A 19,378-nucleotide genomic window follows, 5' to 3' on the forward strand; every position below is an offset into this window, starting at 1 on the left:
TACGCCCCCATAGCCCCAAAAGCATGGGAGGGACCCGCTTCGCGCGCACCGCACGGATCCGTAAAAAGGGAGCACGGGTGAGTCAGCCGGAGATGCAGCCCGAGGGGCTTCCCCGGAGGGAGGGCGGGCAGAGGCGGGGGCACGGCCGCGAAGGGCGCTGGGACCGGTATCGCGACCGGAACCGGCAGCGCAGTCGTTTCCGGGACCGGGAAAGCGGCCCGGACCGGGGCCGGTACGGCTACGAGCGGGAGCAGGGCGGCCGCGCCCGGGGCCGCGAGGACCTCGCCGGGCGGCTGTTCCCACTGGGTGACTGGGGCGAACCGGCCGACCGCCTGGACGCGCTCTATCTGTGGACCGAGGAGGGCGCGCTGCGCGCCGCCGACTGGTATCTGCACGACCGGCAGGCCAAGCGCCGCGGCGCGCGGGCGCTCCGGCTGGGCGCCGCGGCCGGGGTGTCGGCGGGCGGGCTGCTGCCGCTGCTGGACTTCACCGGGACCTGGGACGGCGGGACCCCGTGGGGCTATCTGGCGCTGCTGGTGGCGGCGGTGTGTGTGGGCTGTGACCGGTATTTCGGGGTGACGGCCGGGTGGATGCGGGATCTGGCGACCGCCCAGGCGATTCACCGCCGGCTGGAGGCGCTGCAGTTCGACTGGGCGTCGGAGAGCGTGCGCGAGGTGCTCGGCCCGACGGAGGGCACGGCGAGCGAGGCGGCGGAGCGCTGCCTGAGCGTGCTGCGGCGGTTCAACGAGGACCTGGGGGAGCTCGTACGGGCCGAAACGGCGGACTGGATGGCGGAATTCCGGGCCGGCCCGGTGCCGGCGGCCGCGCAGCTGCTGGGCCCGTGGGCGCCGCCGCGGCAGGAGAGCGTGGAGCCGCCGGCCCGGTTCATGCTGCCGCCGGGCACCCGGCCGAACATGCCGCGCCAGCGGCCGCCGGAGCAGGGGCGCTGAGGGCCCCGGGAGGATGCCCGCCACCGGGCGGACAGGCCCTAGCTGAAGACGATCATCGAGCCCTGGCCCAGGCTCCGGGTGGCGGCCGCATGCAGCCCCAGCCATACATGGCGCTCCCGGGCGAACGGGCCGTCGTCCAGGGGGACGGCCGCCCGCTCCTCCAGGGAGGTGGGGCCGGCCGGCGGTTCCGGTGCGGCCGGAGGATTGGCCGGATCGATGCCCAAGGACGGCGCGACCACTTCGAGCTCGCGCAGCAGCCCGTGCGAGGAGCCCAGTGGACCGCCGCCCTCCAGCAGGTCGTCGTTGGCGAGCGGATGCGGGAAGTCGACCGGGACATAGGCGCCCGCGTGGTCGTAGTGCCAGACCAGATGGGACTGCTGTGCCGTCGTCTCGAACATCTCCAGCAACTGCTCGTAGTCGCTGCCCAGTTCGTCCACCGGTGTCACCTCCAGGCCGCACAGGCGCAGGAGATAGGCGCGGCGCAGGAAGTGCAGCGCGTCGTAGTCGAAGCCGGCGACCGGGGCGACATCGCCGGTCAGGCCCGGCATGTAGCTGAAGACCGGGACGGGCGGCAGGCCCGCTTCCGTCAGGGCCGTGTCGTAGGCGGCGATCTCTTCGGAGAACGGGTTGTCGGGGCTGTGGCACAGCACGTCTACGAGGGGCACCAGCCACAGGTCGCATGCCACGAGTGAGGGCTCGCTTCCGGTCGGGGGACAGGAGTCGGGACAGCGTAGTGCTAGCCGTGCTTTCCCACGAGGGTGAGTGAGTGCTCGTTGTACTCGGCGATCAGCCGCTGCGCCTCGGCCAGGTCGTACTGGAGGAGCGCCTGGGCCAGGCGGCTGTGGCCGTGCCAGAGGTTGTTCTTGAGGTCGTCCGTGCGGCGCAGCAGCGGCACCGCGAACATCCAGGTCTGCACGCGCACCCGGTCGAGGAAGTCGCTGATGTACGGATTGCCGACGATGCTGCTCAGCTCGCGCCAGAACCGCAGGTCGTAACCGATCAGTACGTCGAGGTCGCCGGCCCGTGCGGCGCGCTCGGCCTCGTCGGCGCGGCGGCGGATGGAGACCAGCACCTCGGCGGGGGTGGCGCGCAGCGCGCTTTCGGCGCCGCTGCGGAAGATGCCCTCGATGATCAGGGTGCGGGCCTCGACCATGGCGACGAAATCGTCGGCGGTGAAGGCGTGCACCTTGAAGCCGCGGTGCTGTTCGACGTCGAGCAGGCCCTGCGCACACAGGTCGAGCAGGGCTTCGCGGACCGGGGTGGCGGAGACGCCGTACTGCTCGGCGATCTCCTTGACGGTGAAGGGGTGGCCGGACGGCAGCCGGCCGGCCAGGACCTCGTCGCGCAGGGCGTCGGCGATCTGCTGGCGCAGCGTGCTGCGCCGTATGACTGAGCTGTCTCCGCCGGCGGCCATCGTGTCCGTCTCCTTCGACGACTGGACTTCATGACCGCGAAGGTGGGAAGCGGCCCGGGCCCACGATAGGCGAGGGCGGCGGTGGCCACGCGCCGTACCTGGGACGATACGTCCCGGGCAGGGCGCGCGGCCGCCGCTTCACGGGTCCGGTACGGGTTCCGTACAGGTTCCGTACGAGCCCCGTACAAGGCCCGCAGGGAGCTCCTGGGAAGCCCTTACGGCTCCGGGCTCAGGCCGCGTCGGTGTGCGCGTCGGCCACCGTCAGGGCCTCGTCCAGGGCGGCCAGGCCCTCCTTCGCCTCGGCCTCGGTGACCGTGCAGGCCGGGACGACATGCGTGCGGTTCATGTTCACGAACGGCCACAGACCGCCGCGCTTGCAGGCCGCGGCGAATTCGGCCATCGGGGCGTTGGCGGCGCCGGAGGCGTTGTACGGGACCAGCGGCTCGCGGGTCTCCTTGTTCCTGACCAGGTCGAGCGCCCAGAAGACGCCCAGACCGCGGACCTCGCCCACCGAGGGGTGCCGCTCGGCGATCTCGCGGAGGGCCGGGCCGATGACCTTCGCACCGATCTCGGCGGCGTTCTCCACGATCCGCTCCTCGGCCATCGCGTTGATCGTCGCGACGGCGGAGGCGCAGGCCAGGGGGTGCCCGGAGTACGTCAGACCGCCCGGGTAGGGCCGCTTGTCGAAGGTCGCGGCGATCTCGGCGCTGATCGCCACGCCGCCCAGCGGGACATACCCGGAGTTGACGCCCTTGGCGAAGGTCAGCAGGTCAGGGGTGACGCCGAAGTGGTCGGCGGCGAACCACTCGCCGGTGCGGCCGAAGCCCGCCATGACCTCGTCGAGGATGAAGACGATGCCGTAGCGGTCGCATATCTCGCGGACGCCGGCGAGGTAGCCGGGCGGCGGGACCATGATCCCGGCGGTGCCCGGGACGGTCTCCAGGATGATCGCGGCGATCGACTGCGGGCCCTCGAAGGCGAGGGTCTCCTCGAGGTGCGCCAGGGCGCGCTCGCACTCCTGCTGCTCGTTCTCGGCGTGGAAGGGCGAGCGGTAGAGGAACGGGCCCCAGAAGTGGACGACGCCCGCCGAGGCGGTGTCGGAGGGCCAGCGGCGCGGGTCGCCGGTCAGGTTGATCGCGGCGGCGGTGGCGCCGTGGTACGAGCGGTAGGTGGAGAGCACCTTGGCGCGGCCGGTGTGCAGCCGGGCCATCCGTACCGCGTTCTCCACGGCCTCCGCGCCGCCGTTGGTGAAGAAGATCTTGTCGAGATCGCCGGGGGTGCGCTCGGCGATCAGCCGGGCGGCCTCGGACCGTACGTCGACGGCGAAGCCGGGCGCGATGGTGCACAGCTTGGCGGCCTGCTCCTGGATCGCGGCGACGACCTTGGGGTGCTGGTGGCCGATGTTGGTGTTGACCAGCTGGGAGGAGAAGTCGAGGTAGCGGTTGCCGTCGTAGTCCCAGAAGTACGAGCCCTCGGCACCCGCGACCGGCAGCGGGTCGATAAGGCCCTGCGCGGACCAGGAGTGGAAGACGTGCGCGCGGTCGGCGGCCTTGACGGCCGCACCGTCAGCGGCGGAAGCAGGGGGCGTCGTGGTCACGGTCAGTACCTCGGATCGGGTCGCTCGGGCCGCCGGTGGACAGGCCCGGCGGACGCCTTCAGCCTAAGGATCACGGTCCGCTGTCCGGTACCGACAGTGTGTATGGCGCTCACCACGCGCGCGGACAGAATGTCTACGGAACGGGCGGGATGTCTGCGGGGTTGGAGGAAGCTCCAGCGGAGCGGCAGCCGGGGACCGGAGGCGGAGGCGGGGGCATGGGCACGATGGGTTTGAGAGAGATCGACGGGCTGTGGGCGGCGGCCCGTTCGGTCGAGGTGCGTCCCGTCGGGCCGGACGAGCAGGTACGGAGCGCCATGGTGGGCGACGCCGGCGAGATCGCCGAGCTGGCCGGGCTGCTGGAGGTCGACGGCACGGCCGGGGGCTTTGTCTGCATGTGCTTCGGCGATGTGACGTTCACGGTCCGGGGAGAGCTGGGCAAGGTCCTCGGCGTGCTGACCTTGCACCTGGGCAGCGGCCTGGACTGGAGCACGTGGGGCGGGCAGCTTCCGCTCATCCGCCCTGAGGAACTCAGCCGATGGCTGGTCGGGCGGCGGATTGTTGCCGGGTAGGGCCGCCGCCCGGTTCTGCCAGTGCCGGTCGGGCCGGTGCCTGGTCCGGGTCCGGCCGTGAACTGCGTTGCGCAGACGCTGGTTTCACGTGAAACATGCGACTTCAGACGGCCGGTTTCCCACGTCCCGCTTCAGACACTCTGCTTCAGACGGCCGGTTTCACGTGAAACATCCCGCCCCGGCCCTCAGGCAGCCGCAGGAAACGCCGTACGCACCGCCCGCTGCCAGTGATGGGCGGTGAGGTCCGGGCGCAGCGCCGCCAATCCGCCGCAGTATTTGGTGAATTCGGCGGCGTGCACGCCGTAGCCGCGCAGCAGCCGGTCGGCCTCGGTCAGATGGCCGGTGGTCTTGGTCTCGACGAGGACCAGTCCGCCGTCGGCCCGTACCGTGCGGCCGGTCTCCAGGTCGCGGCAGAGCAGGGCCGCGTCGCAGGTGATGCGCTGGCCGTCGGCGACGAGGGTGGCGCGGGTGTATGCGGTCTGGAGGGAACGGCCCAGCTCGGCGGGGGCGGCGATGCCGTAGGAACGGTCCAGTACGGAGGCGAGGAAGCCGCGCGGGGCCGCGCCGAGGGGCTCGTCGCCCGGCATCAGCGGCTGCCGGTGTTTGACCGTCTCGCCGCGGCGCCCCTTGAGCTTGATCTCGAACTGCCGCTCCCCGGTGTCCTCGTAGAGCCGCTCGCGGATCTTGTAGCGCAGTCGGCGGCCCTGCCGGTGGTCGTGGAAGGACCGCAGGTCGGGGGTGTCGTAATAGACGGACTGGTAGCGGAACCAGCGGCGGCCGTTGATGCACAGCGCGGCGAACGGGCCGCCGGGCCGCCGCCGGTCGGTGAGCTCGGCCGCGAAGGCGGTGAAGACCTCGACCGGGACGAGATAGCTGTGGTCGAAGCGGGCGAGGAGTTCGGCCCGTGCCTGGACGTCGGCGAGCGGGACCGGGCGCGCGGCCATGGCGGCGCGGGCGAGGGCTCGTACGGCGGGGATCACACGGTCTCCTTGGCGGGGGAAGGGGGACGGGGGATCGTGCGGGGCCGGGTGGCGGGCTGCGCGGTGCTCGGTGCCGGGCTCTGCGCTGCGGGCTGCGGGAGGCATCCGCCGCGGGCGCGGTACGCGTTCTACGTTCCGTACCCCCGGAAAGTTCCGGGGCGCGGAATCGGATGTCCATCACCGTCAAGTCCCGGACAAAGTCCACCCGTTGTATCCGCCATGTCAGCGGCTCGCCGAGGCGTCGGGCCAGGTCGGAGCGGAGGGCGTCCTGGCCGGAGTGCACCCCGTCCGGGGGAATCACGGCGAGGGGGGCACTTCCCCTGACCTTGAGGCATGAGGGAGGGTGCGCGTCCACCACTCCCTGCTCGGCGTCACAGGTCCGTCGCGGGCGACGAATGCTGGGAACCACAGGGTTAAGCGCTCCCCCACCAGGGGTTAAGGACGCGGGGCCGCTCCGCCTCTTCCGGCCCGCGGGCTGCTGTATATCCTCACCGCGGACACGGGCCGCGGGCAGGGCGGATCCGGGGGAAAGGGCGACGGATCGTGGAACAGCCGGGACGTGCTGGGCAGGAGCAGGGGGGCGCCGGACGGGCCAGACGGCCCGGCGGGCTGGCGCCGCTCAGGGCCGGGGACCCGCAGCGCATCGGGGACTACCGCCTGATCGCGCGGCTCGGCGAGGGCGGGATGGGCACGGTGTTCCTGGCCCGTTCGGACCGCGGGCGGACGGTCGCGGTCAAGCTCGTCCGCGGAGAACTGGCCGACCAGGAGGAGTTCCGGGCCCGCTTCCGGCGGGAGGTGCGGGCCGCGCAGCAGGTCGGCGGGGAGTGGACCGCGCCCGTTCTGGACGCGGACACCGAGGCCGAAACGCCCTGGGTCGCCACCGGCTACATCGCCGGCCCGTCCCTTCAGCAGGTGGTCGGCCGCGGCGGTACCCCGCTGCCCGAACGGACCGTACGCATCCTGGCGTCCGGGCTGGCCCGCGCCCTCCAGGCGATCCACGCCGCCGGCATCGTCCACCGCGACCTCAAGCCGTCCAACGTCCTGCTCACCATCGACGGCCCCCGCGTCATCGACTTCGGTATCGCCCGCGCCCTGGAGGCGGTCACCGACAACGGCATGACCCGTACCGGCGCGACGGTCGGCTCACCCGGCTTCATGGCGCCCGAGCAGGTACGCGGCAAGGCCATCGGTCCGGCCTGTGACATCTTCAGCCTCGGGTCGGTCCTGATGTACGCGGCCACCGGGCGGCAGCCGTTCGGCACGACCGAGACCGGGGTGCATGCGGTGATGTACCGCATCGCCCAGGAGGAGCCCGATCTCTCCACGCTGCCGGCCGGGCTGCACGACCTGGTCGCCGCCTGCCTGGCCAAGGACCCGGACCAACGCCCCACGCCCGCCCGGCTGCTGGCGATGGCGGAGGGTTCCGCCACCGGGACCGCCGATGCTGCCGATACCACCGTCGACACCGCCGCCGACACCACCGGTGAGTCCGCGGCCGAGTCCGCGGCCGATGACGAGCCCTGGCTGCCGGGCGCGCTGATCGCCCGGCTGGGGCGGCACGCCATCGAGCTGCTCGAGGCGGAGAACCCCGAGGGTGAGTCGCCCGCGACCGCCCCGCACCCGCCGCTCACCCCGCCACCGGCGTCGGTGGCGCCCCGGCCGCCCCGCCGCCGCAGACGCGTCGGCGGCGCCCTGATGGCCGCCGTCCTGCTCGTCCTGGCCGGTGCGGCCACCACGTACCTGCTGCTGAACAAGGACGACGGCGTACGGGTGGAAGGCAAACAGGGCAAGGACGGGCAGGGGCCGGACCGGCACGCGGGGAACGGCGGCATCCCCGCGGACTACCTGGGCACCTGGGAGGCCCCGGCCGGCACCGGCGCCGCCGTCTACCGCTTCACGCTCAAGCAGGGCTCGCCGGGCGACACCGTACTGACGATGACGGCCACCGGGCCCGCGTACCGATGTGAGTTCAGGGCCTCCCTGGTGAAGGCGGGGCCGCCGGTCCGCCTCGGGCCCTCCATGGTGGTGGCCGGCAAGCCCACGAACTGCAGCCCCGGCTCCCCCAGCACCCTGGAGATGGTGGACGGCAAACTGCGGCGTGCCATGGAGGGCCAGGCACCGAAGACGTACAGCAAGAAGGGCTGACGTCCAGCCAGAAGGGCTGACGTCCAGCCAGAAGGGCTGACGTCCAGCCAGAGGGGCTGGTCCCCGAGGACCGGGCCTCCCCCGGGCAGGCCTCCGCCGTCCCGATCGTTTTCCGGTCGTGACGCTCCGTCGGCCGTTGCGCGACCCCGAGCCGCCTACTCTCATGCGGACCGCACGCCTGCCGCCGCAACGCGCCACCGGCACAAGGCAGCGCCACAGGCACCACGCACAGGCGCAGGCACGGGAACGGGACGGGGGAATGCGCACCGATGGACGGCCTGCGCGGGCTGACCGCCGACGATCCGCACGGGATCGGGGACTACCGGCTGATCGGCCGCCTCGGCAGCGGCGGGATGGGCCGGGTCTATCTCGCCCGTTCCGAGGGCGGCCGGACCGTCGCCGTGAAGCTGGTGAAGGCCGAACTGGCCGCCGAGGAGGAGTTCCGGGACCGCTTCCGTGCCGAGGTCGCGGCGGCGCGCCGGGTCGGCGGACGCTGGACGGCGCCGGTTCTGGACGCCGACACCGAGGCCGACATCCCCTGGGTCGCCACCGGTTACATCGCGGGCGCCGCGCTGAACGAGGTCGTCGGCACTCAACGGGACGCGTACGGCCGGGCGGGAACGTACGGCCCGCTCCCGGAATTCTCCTTGCGCCGCCTCGCCTACGGCCTGTCCTCCGCGCTTCTCGACATCCACGGCGTCGGCCTCGTCCACCGCGACCTGAAGCCGTCCAACGTCCTGCTCACCATCGACGGCCCCCGCGTCATCGACTTCGGCATCGCCCGCGCCCTGGACGCGGTCGGCGACCAGACCCAGACCCGTACGGGCATGGTCGTCGGCTCCCCCAGCTTCATGTCGCCCGAGCAGGTGCAGGGCCATCGCATCGGCCCGGCCAGCGACGTCTTCTGTGTCGGCTCGGTGCTGGCGTACGCGGCCACCGGGCGGCAGCCGTTCGGCAGCGCCGCGTCGGGCGTGCACGCGGTGATGTTCAGGATCGCGCAGGACGAGCCGGATCTGGCCGGTGCGCCGGAGGGCATCCGCGGCCTGATCGAGGACTGCCTGGCCAAGGATCCGGCGGCGCGCCCCGCCCCCGAGGAGATCGCCGCCCGGCTCGGGCCGGCCCCCGGCGGCCAGGGGGCGGGCGCCTGGCTGCCCGCCGAACTCATCGCGAGCCTGGGCCGGCACGCCGTACGCCTCCTGGACACGGACACCCCGCCGGACGGGCAGCCGCCGACCCTGACGACGACCAGGGTGGCGCCGAGGCCGGCACCCGGTCCGGCGGACGCCGCCCCCGCCGGGCGCCGCCGCTGGCTCCCCCTCCTCGCCACGGCCGTCGTCGCAGCGGCCGCCACCGCCCTCGCCGTCCCCCTGCTCACCGGCGGCACGGGCACCGGCTCCTCCTCCGACATCCCCGCCCGCTACGTCGGCACCTGGTCCGGGCAGGTCCTGCGGGACGGCGAGCCCACCGGCCAGCAGCGCCGCTTCGTGATCTCCCGCGGCAAGGTCGGCGAGGTGGTCGCCAACAGCACCAGCCTCGGCGTGACCTACGAGTGCCGCAGCGACGGCACTCTGGTGTCCGTCCTCGCGCACGACGGCCGCCCCGCCCTCCGTCTGGACACCAAGGTCGTACGGTCCGTCCCCACGGGCCGCTGCGCCGCGCTCGGCGAGCACACCCTGGAGGCGGGCGGCGCGGGCACCCTGCGCTGGGCCGCGGCGGGCCGCACCGCCACCCTCCACCGCACCCGCCCCGCCGCCGAAACCGTCCCGGCCGCCTTCCTCGGCACCTGGCAGCGCCCGGCCCCCGACGGCACCGGCACCCAGCAGCTCACCATCAAGCGGGCCCCGGCGGGCAGCACCGTCCTGACCACCCTCGTCGAGGGCCCCGCCGGCCGCTGCACGGCGCACGCCGCTCTGTACGCAGCGGAGAACGGCCGCCTCACCGTCGGCCCGTCGGTGATCGACCACGCCGCCCCCGGCTGCGAGCCGAGCAGCACCTCCGTCCTGCGCCTCACCGCGGACGGCGCCCTCCGCCGCGACTTCCTGGGCAAGGACGAGGCCCCGCGCACCTACTCCCGGCCCCGGACTTCCGTGACGCCGGAACCGAACTCCCATACCACCACGTCGTATTGACGGATTCGACCGATCGCGAAAACGGGGGCTGCGGGATGGGAATGGTCCGGTGCGCGCTGGTGGTGCCGTCCACCGCGGAAGTGGACGACGCCCTCCTCAAGGCAGTCGCCGACGTGTCGGGAAAGGTCTTTTCCCGCTACGGCAGCGGCATGTTCGGCACCGAGGTCCTGGCGACGCTCTACGCCGACCGGTCCGGCGACCTGCTGATCGAGGCGCGCGCCGTGGACGTCCCCGTCACAGCGGTCCTGATACGCACCGGAGTCCTCGAGGACGCCCTCGCGGTCCGCCAGATGGTCGGCGACCAGCTCCGCGGCTGGAGCGAGCAGATGATCCGCGCCCAGCTCGAGGCGGAGCCCGACGGCGACCCGCAGCTCATGGTCGCCCTCGTCATGGCGACCGGCGGCGGCCCCGTCGAGCCGGAGAGCCTGGACCTGCTCCAGCGCGCCGCCGCGGCCGACGACGCACGCGTACGCGACCTGGCCGCCTACGCCCTGCAGATCGCCGCCGACCTGTCAGACCCGCCCGTCGTGCGCAAGGAGCAGCCGAGCGGGCTCGCCGAGGTGCTCCGCCCGGAAGTGCCGGTGGACGGCGACGAGGACTGGGTCACCGCACGCCCGGGGTCGGGCGCCCGGCAGATCCCGCGCCCCGTCACCTGGCTGCACGGCCCCGGCGCCGCCGAGGCGGTGCACAGCTGCGGCTGGGACGGCGACTGGCTCATCGCGGTCGCGGGCGGTCCCGCCTCCGGCCCCGGCCCCGGCTGGTCCGAGGAAATCTGGACCACCGAGGACGGGCGCACCGCCGTTCACCGGGTCGACCACCCGGCCCTTGAGGGCACCCACATAGCCGTCCACGGCACGGACACGGCCGCGGTCACGGCCGCCCTCACCGACGCGGGCGCCGTCCGGATCCTCGACGCCCCGCCGGCCGGGCTGCCGCGGACGGCGCCCTGAGCGACGCCGTTCACGCAACGGCGCCGCTCCCAGGTCACCCGCGGGTGACCGTCACACGTAGGTGAATTCCACGTCGTTGCTCTTCTCCCCACCCCCGAAGGCGACGACGTGCACGGTCCCCCTACCCGCCGGAACCGTGACGTCCAGCTCCGTGTGCCCGTCCGGGTAGGTCTCCTCGTACCAGTCCTTCGCGCTGAGCTCGGCATCTCCCCAGCACACCGTGGTGACTTGGTCCAGCTCCCCACGGAGGGTGACCCACTGCTGGCCTTCCTCGCCTTGCGGAGGTTCGATGCTGTCGATGTGCAGGCTCATCGCTGCGACCTTTCGACGGGGAATGTCGACGGTTCCGTGATCCACGGCCCGTCTCCGTTCCCACTGTTCGCCAGGCCCCGGGGTCCCGCAACTGCGGGGCGATCCGCCGGCCGCGCGCCTCCCCCCTTCACGGCCACCGCATCCGCGAGGCGGCATGCCGGGGCTCCTTCCGGCAGTCCGGGGTGACGTCGTCGTACGTCGTCACCGGCTCACCGTCCAGCGCGAAGCAGAGCTGGGCGTGGAGGAGTTCGGCCTCTACGGGCGAGAGGGTGAGCGCGAGGTCGCCGTTGAATTGGCCGTCCTGGCGGAGCCAGAGGTGGATGGCGTACTGGCCGCCCTCGTCGCGGTGCACGGGCTTGCCGGGTACGCGGCTGACGCGCAGCCCGTAGGGGAGGCCGTTGGGGCCGTTCATACGCCCACCGCCACGAGGTCGGGGTGCGCCATCTGGCGCTCGTAGGCGGGGAGGTAGGGGCGGGCGAGGGGGCTGGTGTCGTTGAGGAGGGGGAGGTGGAGGTCGGGGTGGCGGGTGGGCACGGGCGGCGCCTGCGCGGTACGGCGGCGGGGCCGGGCGACTTGGGCGTTGGGTGCCTCAATGTCCTTACGTCGTAAGCCAGTTGGGGGTACTAGTAGCGCGAGGACGCGGATGAGCGTTCGGACGAGGGCGGACCCGATAATGTGGGCCATGTTGACGCTCCTTACTAGCGTTGGCCATGCCCCGGGGTGCGGACACACCGCCGGGGCGCCTTGCTGCGTGGCGCAATTACACAACTACAGCCTGCAGTCGTGACGGTAGCGCCGAGGAGCATTCCGCATCAACATTGATGCGGCAACTAGAGGGGAACTGGCATATGCCGATCAGGTCCGGTCGTCGAACCGGCCAGCCTTGACGCTTGCCAGGAAGGCTTGCAGCCTCTGCGGCGCGATCGCGACCACCACGTCAGGGGCATCGCTCTCCCGCACCAGAACGCCGCCGTCACACGAGGCGAGCTCAAGGCAGTTGCCGTCGTTGTCCTCCGAGAACGAGGACTTACGCCATCGAAGTTCCACTCTTCATCACGCCTTCAAACTTGCTGAGTCACTTCACGGATGAAGTCCCGTGAGCGGTCTGGGTCGAGCGAGCGCTGCTCCATCCGATCCAGAACCACCCGGTAATTCGCGAGATGGGTCTCGGAATGGAGAAATCTCGACCCCATCGGGGTGTCCGACTGCACCGTGTCGAGCTGCGCAACAGGTCCGTACACATAGAGAGTTGAATTCCCTGCGCTGGGGAAGCCGCCAGCCGCGAACGGGATAATGCGGATCGTCACGTTCTTACGCTCGGACTGCTTCAGCAGGTGGTCCAGCTGAGTCTTGGCCACGTCCCGGCCGCCGAATCGCATGCGCAAGGCCGCTTCGTGCACGAGGAAAACGCACTTCGGCGGTTGCGCACGGTCGAGTACAGCGCTGCGCCTTATGCGGAACGCAACCTTGCGTTCAAGGTCCTCCGGAGTCAGCGCGGGTACGGCTTCGGCGAAGACAGCGCGCGCGTATTCCTCGTGCTGAAGAAGTCCCGGCATATGTGTGAGCTGCACCGCCCGGAAGGCGGCTGCGTGGTGTTCGACCTCGGCGAGATCCAGCACTCCCGCGGGGAGGGCGTCGCGGTACTCGTCCCACCAATTCGTGCCACGCTCCCGTGCCATATCGGCGAGCGCGTCAACGTATTCCCGGTCCGGGCAGGAGTAGTTCGTGGCCCAGACGCGAACCCGGTCCGCACTGACACCGAACCGGGCAGACTCCGTGTTGCTGATCGTGGTCTTGTCCACGCGATGCGTCGCCGCAGCCTCCGTAAGCGACAACCCCACATGCTCCCGCATCTTCCGGAGCTCAGCACCGAGCCGCCGCTGCCGCTCCGTGGGTGGCTTCCTCGCAGGCATGACCTCCCCCTCCTTCCCTCCACAAAGACTAGCCGCGGCGCCGGCCGGACACCCCTTCCCTCCCACTCCACGCACAGATAGTCTGCGCGCAGATCAAATACCCAACAGCCCTGACAACAGCCCTACGTGGCCCAGCAGACGGGGAAACGCCACCATGTGGACCCACACCCACCCCGCCGAAACCACCGCTCCGCCCCAGGCCGTCTGGCGTGTGCTGCGCGACCTGGACAACTGGGCCCGCTGGGACACCTCCATGGAACGGGTCGCTCTCCAGGGGCCGTTCGAGGTCGGGAGCCGGGTGTCGATGACGCCCAAGGGTCAGGAACCGATCGTCTCCGTCATCACGGCCGTCGAAGAGGACCGGCTCTACGCCGACGAGACCGAGTTCGGCGGCGTCACCCTGCGGTTCAGCCACACGCTCACCCCACTCCCCGAAGGCGGCACCCGCGTCGTGCACCGGCTGGAGATCACCGGCGCCGGAGCCGACGAGGTGGGGCCGGAGCTGGGGCCCGCCATCACCGAGGACTTCCCCCAGGCCATGGACGCCCTCCTCGCCTGCGTCGCCGCCTCGTGAGCGGTGCCGGCCCCGACCGTCACCCGGGTCCCGAGACCAGCCCCGGATTCTGGCTCTGGCACGCCACCCTCCGCTGGCAGCGCGAGATCGCGGCGGCACTGGCCCCCTTCGACCTGACCCATGCGCAGTTCGTCCTGCTCTCGTGCGCCTGGTGGCTCAACGAGCAGGGGCACACGCCCAACCAGCAGGCCCTGGCGGCGCAAGCGGGCACCGACGTCAAGATGACGTCCCAGGTGGTGCGCAAGCTGGAGGCGAAGGGCTTTCTCTCGCGCGAGACGGACCCTCAGGACACCAGGGCCCGCCGGCTGCGGATCACCGAACGCGGCACCGAGGCGGCGGTGGCGGCCATCGCCGAGGTGGAGCGCGTCGACGAGGCGTTCTTCGGCGCGGCTACCGCCAAGGGGACCGATGGACGGCAACTCGTCGGGTTACTACGGCACTTGGCCGAGGCGCCGGAGCGGCTGCCCGGGCAGCGGTAGCACGCTCAGCCGTACCACGTGACGTTGCAGACGTAGACACACCGGTGGCGGGGCACGGCGAGAAAACTGATGAAGCCGCGCCCGTTGAGGATGTCGAACTCCCTCAGCCCGCCCTCCCGATCGAGGGGTCTGCCGATCCTCACCGCGTCATCGCCGAGCGCGGCAAGCTCAGTGGCCAGCCGCTCCACTTCAGCCATCACACCCGTCGGCAGCCCATCGGCTACGTGCTCCTCGCTCGGGTTGTAGTCCCATGTCCAGTCGCTCACAGCCCGGCCTCGGCCTCCGCCGCGTCCCGGATCCGGCGGATCTCGTCGATCGCCTCCGCCGGGTCTGCCTCACCCAGATCCACGATCTCTTCCAGCTCGCGGAGGCGAGCGGCCCGCTGCGGGTGGCGCTGGATCGCCACGAAGACTGCCCAGGAATGGACGAACGAACGGAGGGGAGCAAGGCTCTGCGTCTGCTGGGCGTTCGTCGTCGCCTCGAACAGATGCTGGGTGAGTGCGGGCACCTTGCTGGGCGCGATCCTGGCGACGGCGGCACGCAAGGCATCAGGGGTGAGGTCCGGCATCGGGATCAGCGGTCCATACGGGCCGTCGGGCTGCGCGCTCACGGTTGCCTCCGGTACGGGCGGGTCGGTCTCCGTACCGTACCGCCAGGTGAAGCACACGACCGCCCCCTGCGCACAAGGGCCCGCACACCGCCGAAACCGGTGTGCGGGCCCTTGGCCAAGCCGTACGGGCCGTCGCTACGACAGGAACGACTTGATCTCGATCGTCTCGTCGCGGCCGGGGCCGACGCCGATCGCCGAGATCGGGGCGCCCGACATCTCCTCCAGCGCCTTCACATAGGCCTGTGCGTTCTTCGGCAGGTCGGCGAAGGTCTTCGCCTTGGTGATGTCCTCGGACCAGCCCGGCAGCATCTCGTAGACCGGCTTCGCGTGGTGGAAGTCGGTCTGGGAGTAGGGGAGCTCCTCGACGCGCTTGCCGTCGATCTCGTAGGCGACGCAGACGGGGATCTGCTCCCAGCCGGTCAGGACGTCCAGCTTGGTGAGGAAGAAGTCCGTGAGGCCGTTGACGCGGGTCGCGTAGCGGGCGATGACCGCGTCGAACCAGCCGCAGCGGCGGTCGCGGCCGGTGGTGACGCCCCGCTCGCCGCCGATGGTGCGCAGCGCCTCGCCGTCCTTGTCGAACAGCTCGGTGGGGAACGGGCCGGCGCCGACGCGGGTGGTGTACGCCTTCAGGATGCCGATGACGCGGCTGATCTTCGTCGGGCCGACGCCGGCGCCGGTGCAGGCGCCGCCGGCGGTCGGGTTCGAGGAGGTGACGAAGGGGTACGTGCCGTGGTCGATGTCGAGCAGCGTGCCCTGGCCGCCCTCGAAGAGGACGACCTTGTCGTCGTCGAGGGCCTTGTTGAGGATCAGGGTGGTGTCGGCGACGTAGCCCTTGATCTGGTCCGCGTAGCCGAGCAGCTCCTCGACGACCTGGCCGGCCTCGATGGCGCGGCGGTTGTAGAGCTTGGTGAGCAGCTGGTTCTTGACGTCGAGGGCCGCCTCGACCTTCTGGTGCAGGATCGACTCGTCGTAGAGGTCCTGCACGCGGATGCCGACGCGGTTGATCTTGTCCGCGTAGGTCGGGCCGATGCCGCGCCCGGTGGTGCCGATCTTCCGCTTGCCGAGGAAGCGCTCGGTCACCTTGTCGACGGTGATGTTGTACGGCGTGATCAGGTGCGCGTTACCGCTGATCAGCAGCTTGGACGTATCGACGCCGCGCTCGTTGAGTCCGCTCAGCTCGGAGAGCAGGACCGCCGGGTCGACGACGACACCGTTGCCGATGACCGGGGTGCACCCCGGCGAGAGGATTCCGGAAGGGAGAAGATGCAGCGCGTACTTCTGGTCGCCGACGACGACCGTGTGGCCGGCGTTGTTGCCGCCCTGGTAGCGCACCACATAGTCGACGGATCCACCGAGCAGGTCGGTGGCCTTTCCCTTGCCCTCATCACCCCACTGAGCACCGAGCAGCACAAGTGCGGGCACAGGCGTACACCCCTTCCGGGCGGGGCATGTCCAACGTGCGTGGATGGCGTTAGCGTGCGTGTTCACGCCCACGTCATCGCTAGGGCCGTCGGACCGGTGCCCCGGAATAGACGAAGCCCCTGGCGCAATAGCGCAAGGGGCTCTTGCACCGAGATGCTACCTGAGGAAGGACCGAGGTGTCGGCGCAGCCTTCTGAGGACTCTCCCGCGGACTCCGTTCGGGGGTACCCCCTGCTCGTGGTCATCGACCCGGTCGCGCGCCGTACGGACGGCGAATCCGTACGGATTGCCCGGGATGTACTGAGCGCGGGGGCGGGGGCCGCGGGGGCGAAGATCTGCCTGCCGGAGGGGCCGGAGGAGTTCGCCCGGGTGCTGGCGCGGCGGGGACAGCGGCGGCCGGTGGTGATCGGCGACGACCGGGCGCTGCTGCGGACCGTGGGGCTGCTGCACAAGGAGCGGGAGCTGGGACAGGTGCCGGTGTCCGTGATCCCGGTGGGGGCGCCGGCCTCGGTCGGGCTGAGCCGGGCCCTGGGGGTGCCCACGGACGCGGTGGCGGCGGCGCGGACCGTTCTGGACGGCGGGGAGCGGGCCATGGATCTGCTGACCGATGACAGCGACGGCATCGTGCTGGGCGGGCTGCGGATCCCGGGCGGGGGCGGCCGGGGGGACTACGCGACGGGTCCGGCGCACCCGGTGGAGCATGCCGGGCGGGTCGACGGCCACCGCACCTGGTGGGGACCGGCCGCGCGGACGGCCCGTACGGCGCTGGCGATGCTGGCCCCGGCGGCGGGGCTGGGAGGAGGGCTCGGGTTCGCCGGGCGGCGCGGCCGGGTGCCCGCGCACCGGCTGCGGATCGAGGCGGACGGGGTCGTGCTGGCGGATCTGGACCGGCCGGTGCGGGGGGTTTCGGTGGTGACGGGGCCGAGGGCAGGGACGGCCGGGCTGACGGGGGTGGCGGAGGGCCGCCGTGGTGCCGCCCCGGCCGGGCGTGACGGTGGCGAGGTTCATGACGGTGGCGTTGGCGGCGGCGGGCTGGCCGAGGTCGAGGTGCGCTGGCCGGGCGAGGCGCGGCCCGTACGGACGCGGGCGCGGGCGGTGACGGTGTCCGGGGCGGACTTCCACTACCGGGCGGATGCGGTGGTGGGCGGGCCGGTCCGGACCCGTACGTGGACGGTACAGGCGGGGGCCTGGCGGCTTACGGTGCCGAGGGGCGGGTGACGGCGCCCGCAAGCCGCCCCTCAGCCCCTCAGCCCCTCAGCCTGTCATCCGCCTTCCGGTGGCGAGGGGCCGTCGGCCCGGCCGGTCGGCCCCGGCTGCCGGTCAGTCCCCGCTGCCGGTCAGTCCCGGCTGTCGAGATAGGTGAGCACGGCCAGGACCCGCCGGTGGCCCTTGTCGGCGACCGGCAGGCCGAGCTTGGCGAAGATGTTGCCGATGTGCTTGTGCACGGCGTTGTCCGTGATGAACAGCCGCTCGCCGATGTCCTTGTTGCCGAGGCCGCGCGCCATCAGGGTGAGCACCTCCCGTTCGCGCGCGGTGAGGGAGTCGACGGCGGCGCCGCGGCCGGTCGCGGTCATCAGCTGGGCGACGACCTCGGGGTCCATGACGGTGCCGCCCGCGGCGACCCGGCGCAGCGCGCCGACGAACTCGCCGACCCGGCCGACCCGGTCCTTGAGCAGATAGCCGACGCCGCCGGAGCCGTCGGAGAGCAGTTCGCGGGCGTACACCTTCTCCACGTACTGCGACAGGACGAGGAGCGGCAGCCCGGGATGGGACTGCCGGATCTTCAGCGCGGCCCTGATGCCCTCGTCGCGGAAGGTCGGGGGCAGCCGTACGTCGACGATCAGGGCGTCCGGCCGGTGGCGGGCCACGGCCTCCAGGAGGCCCGGTCCGTCGGTGACGACGGCGGCCACCTCGATGTCCTTGGTGCCCAGGATCAGCTCCAGGCCGGCGGAGAGCAGGACGTTGTCCTCGGCGATCACGACGCGCACGGCAGCTCCACCGTGACGGCGGTCGGTCCGCCGGCCGGGCTGCTGACCCGTACGGTCCCGTCCAGGGCGGCCGCCCGGCGGCGGATGCCGATGATGCCGGTGCCCCGGCTCTCGTCGGCCCCGCCGGTCCCGTCGTCGGTGATCTCGATCAGCAGGCGGCCGTCGTGCCTGGTCAGCCGGACCCGTACACGGGCCGCGCCGCTGTGCTTGGCGGCGTTGGTGAGCGACTCCGCGACGATGAAGTAGGCGGCGGCCTCGACGGCGGCGGGCAGCCTGCCCAGCTCGCCGAGCTCCACCTCGGCGGGTAGGCCCGCCCCCGCGGCCACGGCGGTCACCGCGCCCTCCAGCCCCCGGTCGGTGAGGATCGGCGGGTACATCGTGCGGATCACGTCGCGCAGCTCCGTCATCGCTTCCTCGGCCCCTTCATGGGCCTCCTGGAGCAGCTTGGCCAGCGCCCCGGCGTCGTCGGGGAGCGTCTCGCGGGCCACGCCCAGCCGCATCGCGATGGCCACCAGCCGGGCCTGTGCCCCGTCGTGCAGATCACGCTCGATACGGCGCAGCTCGGCGCCATGGGCGTCCATCACCCCGGCCCGACTCTCGGTCAACTCCCCTACTCTTTCGGCCAGTTGGACCTCGGCGGACGGTTCCAGGGCCGCCAGGCAGCCCCGCGCATGCCCACGCGCCAGCCGGGGCGCCACCCACCACGTCACCGCCCCCGCGGCGGCGGCCTGTACGGCCCCCAGGCCGAGCGCGGACCCCCACCCGGTCACAGGGACGGCCCCCAGCAGCTGCAGCGGCTCCCCTTCCGTGAACAGCCACCACAGCGGGGCCACGATCACGGTGCCGACCGCCGCACCGAAGCCGGCCAGCGCGATCAGTCCCGCCGGAATGCCGGTCGCCACCTGGCGGAGCGCCCAGCGCAGGTCCTGCCTGCTCGCGGGATCGCGCACCGCCTGGCGCCACTGCGCGCGCACCCCCTTGGGCAGGCCCGCACGCCGCGCGGACACCTGGACGCCCAGCAGCGCGGCGGCCCGGCCCCGGTGCCACTCGGCCCACCACCGCAGCCCCAGCATCATCCGCGGAAACGCCACCAGCCCCAGTCCGCCCACCGCGGTGCTCAGCACCCCGACGGCCAGCAGCGGCAGCGCGACCATCGTCGCCATCGCCGTCGGCAGCCCGGTCAGCAGATAGCGCCCGCCCCGCCACACCTGCCCCGGCTCCCGTCCCCGTCGCGCCGCCCCCATGGCCTGTTCCCCCACAGCTTGTTCCCCCATGGCCTGCCCCCCGTTGCCTCGCTGCGCCTTGATCGCTCCCGGACGCGGATCAGTCTGCGGCACGGGCGGAGCG

At 72.1% G+C, this 19,378-nt stretch carries 22 protein-coding genes; 8 read left to right on the plus strand and 14 right to left on the minus strand.

The genetic code is table 11. The features are described 5' to 3' along the window. The first annotated feature begins 77 nt into the window (after positions 1–77). Positions 78–950: an SLATT domain-containing protein gene (locus tag ADL29_RS16710; protein ID WP_053924431.1), complete on the plus strand. Its 873-nt coding sequence runs from the start codon at positions 78–80 to the stop codon at positions 948–950. Positions 951–988: 38 nt separating this feature from the next. Here ADL29_RS16710 and ADL29_RS16715 read toward each other — a convergent pair whose 3' ends face one another. From ADL29_RS16715 to ADL29_RS16725, 3 genes are all read right to left on the minus strand, one after another. Further along, a complete protein-coding gene (locus ADL29_RS16715) occupies positions 989–1,636 on the minus strand; it encodes a hypothetical protein (protein WP_046927275.1) in 648 nt (215 codons plus the stop codon). 50 nt (positions 1,637–1,686) lie between these two features. Beyond that, on the minus strand, positions 1,687–2,364 hold the full coding sequence (locus ADL29_RS16720) for a GntR family transcriptional regulator (protein ID WP_053924432.1): 678 nt from the start codon (positions 2,362–2,364) through the stop codon (positions 1,687–1,689). A gap of 229 nt (positions 2,365–2,593) precedes the next feature. Further along, positions 2,594–3,961 carry an aspartate aminotransferase family protein gene (locus ADL29_RS16725; protein WP_053924433.1) on the minus strand — a complete coding sequence of 456 codons (1,368 nt, stop codon included), beginning with the start codon at positions 3,959–3,961 and terminating at the stop codon, positions 2,594–2,596. Positions 3,962–4,176: 215 nt separating this feature from the next. Here ADL29_RS16725 and ADL29_RS16730 point away from each other — a divergent pair, with 215 nt between their 5' ends. Further along, positions 4,177–4,530 (plus strand): hypothetical protein, encoded by a 354-nt coding sequence (locus ADL29_RS16730; protein WP_053924434.1) that lies wholly within the window; start codon positions 4,177–4,179, stop codon positions 4,528–4,530. A gap of 185 nt (positions 4,531–4,715) precedes the next feature. Here the strand turns inward: ADL29_RS16730 and ADL29_RS16735 are convergent, their stop codons facing one another. Continuing rightward, complete coding sequence (locus ADL29_RS16735; RefSeq protein ID WP_053924435.1) at positions 4,716–5,510, minus strand: polyphosphate polymerase domain-containing protein; 795 nt, start codon at positions 5,508–5,510, stop codon at positions 4,716–4,718. A 609-nt stretch (positions 5,511–6,119) separates the two neighbouring features. On the opposite strand from ADL29_RS16735, the gene ADL29_RS16740 reads away from it, so the two are divergent. The 3 genes from ADL29_RS16740 (at position 6,120) to ADL29_RS16750 (ending at position 10,734) form a co-directional block, all read left to right on the plus strand. Beyond that, entirely contained in the window at positions 6,120–7,655 is a 1,536-nt protein-coding gene (locus ADL29_RS16740) for a serine/threonine-protein kinase (protein ID WP_053924496.1), read from the plus strand. 269 nt (positions 7,656–7,924) lie between these two features. Next, positions 7,925–9,784, plus strand: coding sequence for a serine/threonine-protein kinase (locus ADL29_RS16745; RefSeq protein ID WP_053924436.1), 1,860 nt, complete (start codon positions 7,925–7,927; stop codon positions 9,782–9,784). A gap of 35 nt (positions 9,785–9,819) precedes the next feature. Beyond that, positions 9,820–10,734, plus strand: coding sequence for a hypothetical protein (locus ADL29_RS16750; protein ID WP_157878507.1), 915 nt, complete (start codon positions 9,820–9,822; stop codon positions 10,732–10,734). Positions 10,735–10,785: 51 nt separating this feature from the next. Here the strand turns inward: ADL29_RS16750 and ADL29_RS16755 are convergent, their stop codons facing one another. The 5 genes from ADL29_RS16755 to ADL29_RS16775 all read right to left on the minus strand — a co-directional run bounded on the left by ADL29_RS16755 (position 10,786) and on the right by ADL29_RS16775 (position 12,959). Continuing rightward, positions 10,786–11,046, minus strand: coding sequence for a hypothetical protein (locus ADL29_RS16755; RefSeq protein WP_053924438.1), 261 nt, complete (start codon positions 11,044–11,046; stop codon positions 10,786–10,788). A 127-nt stretch (positions 11,047–11,173) separates the two neighbouring features. Beyond that, on the minus strand, positions 11,174–11,458 hold the full coding sequence (locus tag ADL29_RS16760) for a hypothetical protein (protein ID WP_053924439.1): 285 nt from the start codon (positions 11,456–11,458) through the stop codon (positions 11,174–11,176). After that, positions 11,455–11,730 carry a hypothetical protein gene (locus ADL29_RS43500; RefSeq protein WP_053924440.1) on the minus strand — a complete coding sequence of 92 codons (276 nt, stop codon included), beginning with the start codon at positions 11,728–11,730 and terminating at the stop codon, positions 11,455–11,457. The genes ADL29_RS16760 and ADL29_RS43500 overlap by 4 nt, the downstream gene beginning before the upstream one ends. 171 nt (positions 11,731–11,901) lie before the next feature. Continuing rightward, positions 11,902–12,093, minus strand: a complete 192-nt coding sequence (locus ADL29_RS16770; RefSeq protein ID WP_053924441.1) for a DUF397 domain-containing protein — start codon at positions 12,091–12,093, stop codon at positions 11,902–11,904. 14 nt (positions 12,094–12,107) lie between these two features. Further along, positions 12,108–12,959: a Scr1 family TA system antitoxin-like transcriptional regulator gene (locus ADL29_RS16775; RefSeq protein WP_053924442.1), complete on the minus strand. Its 852-nt coding sequence runs from the start codon at positions 12,957–12,959 to the stop codon at positions 12,108–12,110. Between the two features lie 154 nt (positions 12,960–13,113). Between ADL29_RS16775 and ADL29_RS16780 the strand changes: the two genes are divergently transcribed. Together ADL29_RS16780 and ADL29_RS16785 are read left to right on the plus strand one after the other, a co-directional pair. After that, positions 13,114–13,533 carry an SRPBCC family protein gene (locus ADL29_RS16780; protein ID WP_053924443.1) on the plus strand — a complete coding sequence of 140 codons (420 nt, stop codon included), beginning with the start codon at positions 13,114–13,116 and terminating at the stop codon, positions 13,531–13,533. Beyond that, complete coding sequence (locus ADL29_RS16785; protein ID WP_053924444.1) at positions 13,530–14,012, plus strand: MarR family winged helix-turn-helix transcriptional regulator; 483 nt, start codon at positions 13,530–13,532, stop codon at positions 14,010–14,012. Before ADL29_RS16780 ends, ADL29_RS16785 begins: the two co-directional genes overlap by 4 nt. A gap of 5 nt (positions 14,013–14,017) precedes the next feature. Here the strand turns inward: ADL29_RS16785 and ADL29_RS16790 are convergent, their stop codons facing one another. From ADL29_RS16790 to ADL29_RS16800, 3 genes are all read right to left on the minus strand, one after another. After that, positions 14,018–14,278, minus strand: a complete 261-nt coding sequence (locus tag ADL29_RS16790; protein WP_053924445.1) for a hypothetical protein — start codon at positions 14,276–14,278, stop codon at positions 14,018–14,020. Continuing rightward, on the minus strand, positions 14,275–14,622 hold the full coding sequence (locus tag ADL29_RS16795) for a DUF6247 family protein (RefSeq protein ID WP_053924497.1): 348 nt from the start codon (positions 14,620–14,622) through the stop codon (positions 14,275–14,277). The genes ADL29_RS16790 and ADL29_RS16795 overlap by 4 nt, the downstream gene beginning before the upstream one ends. 135 nt (positions 14,623–14,757) lie before the next feature. Then, positions 14,758–16,044 carry an adenylosuccinate synthase gene (locus ADL29_RS16800; protein WP_053924446.1) on the minus strand — a complete coding sequence of 429 codons (1,287 nt, stop codon included), beginning with the start codon at positions 16,042–16,044 and terminating at the stop codon, positions 14,758–14,760. 236 nt (positions 16,045–16,280) lie between these two features. On the opposite strand from ADL29_RS16800, the gene ADL29_RS16805 reads away from it, so the two are divergent. Continuing rightward, positions 16,281–17,261: a diacylglycerol kinase catalytic domain-containing protein gene (locus ADL29_RS16805; RefSeq protein WP_053924447.1), complete on the plus strand. Its 981-nt coding sequence runs from the start codon at positions 16,281–16,283 to the stop codon at positions 17,259–17,261. A 119-nt stretch (positions 17,262–17,380) separates the two neighbouring features. Here ADL29_RS16805 and ADL29_RS16810 read toward each other — a convergent pair whose 3' ends face one another. Next, positions 17,381–18,031, minus strand: coding sequence for a LuxR C-terminal-related transcriptional regulator (locus tag ADL29_RS16810; RefSeq protein ID WP_053924448.1), 651 nt, complete (start codon positions 18,029–18,031; stop codon positions 17,381–17,383). Next, complete coding sequence (locus ADL29_RS16815) at positions 18,019–19,305, minus strand: sensor histidine kinase (protein ID WP_211274333.1); 1,287 nt, start codon at positions 19,303–19,305, stop codon at positions 18,019–18,021. Before ADL29_RS16815 ends, ADL29_RS16810 begins: the two co-directional genes overlap by 13 nt. Positions 19,306–19,378: the final 73 nt, after the last annotated feature.

The sequence above is a fragment of the Streptomyces chattanoogensis genome (assembly GCF_001294335.1).
Lineage (GTDB): Bacteria > Actinomycetota > Actinomycetes > Streptomycetales > Streptomycetaceae > Streptomyces > Streptomyces chattanoogensis.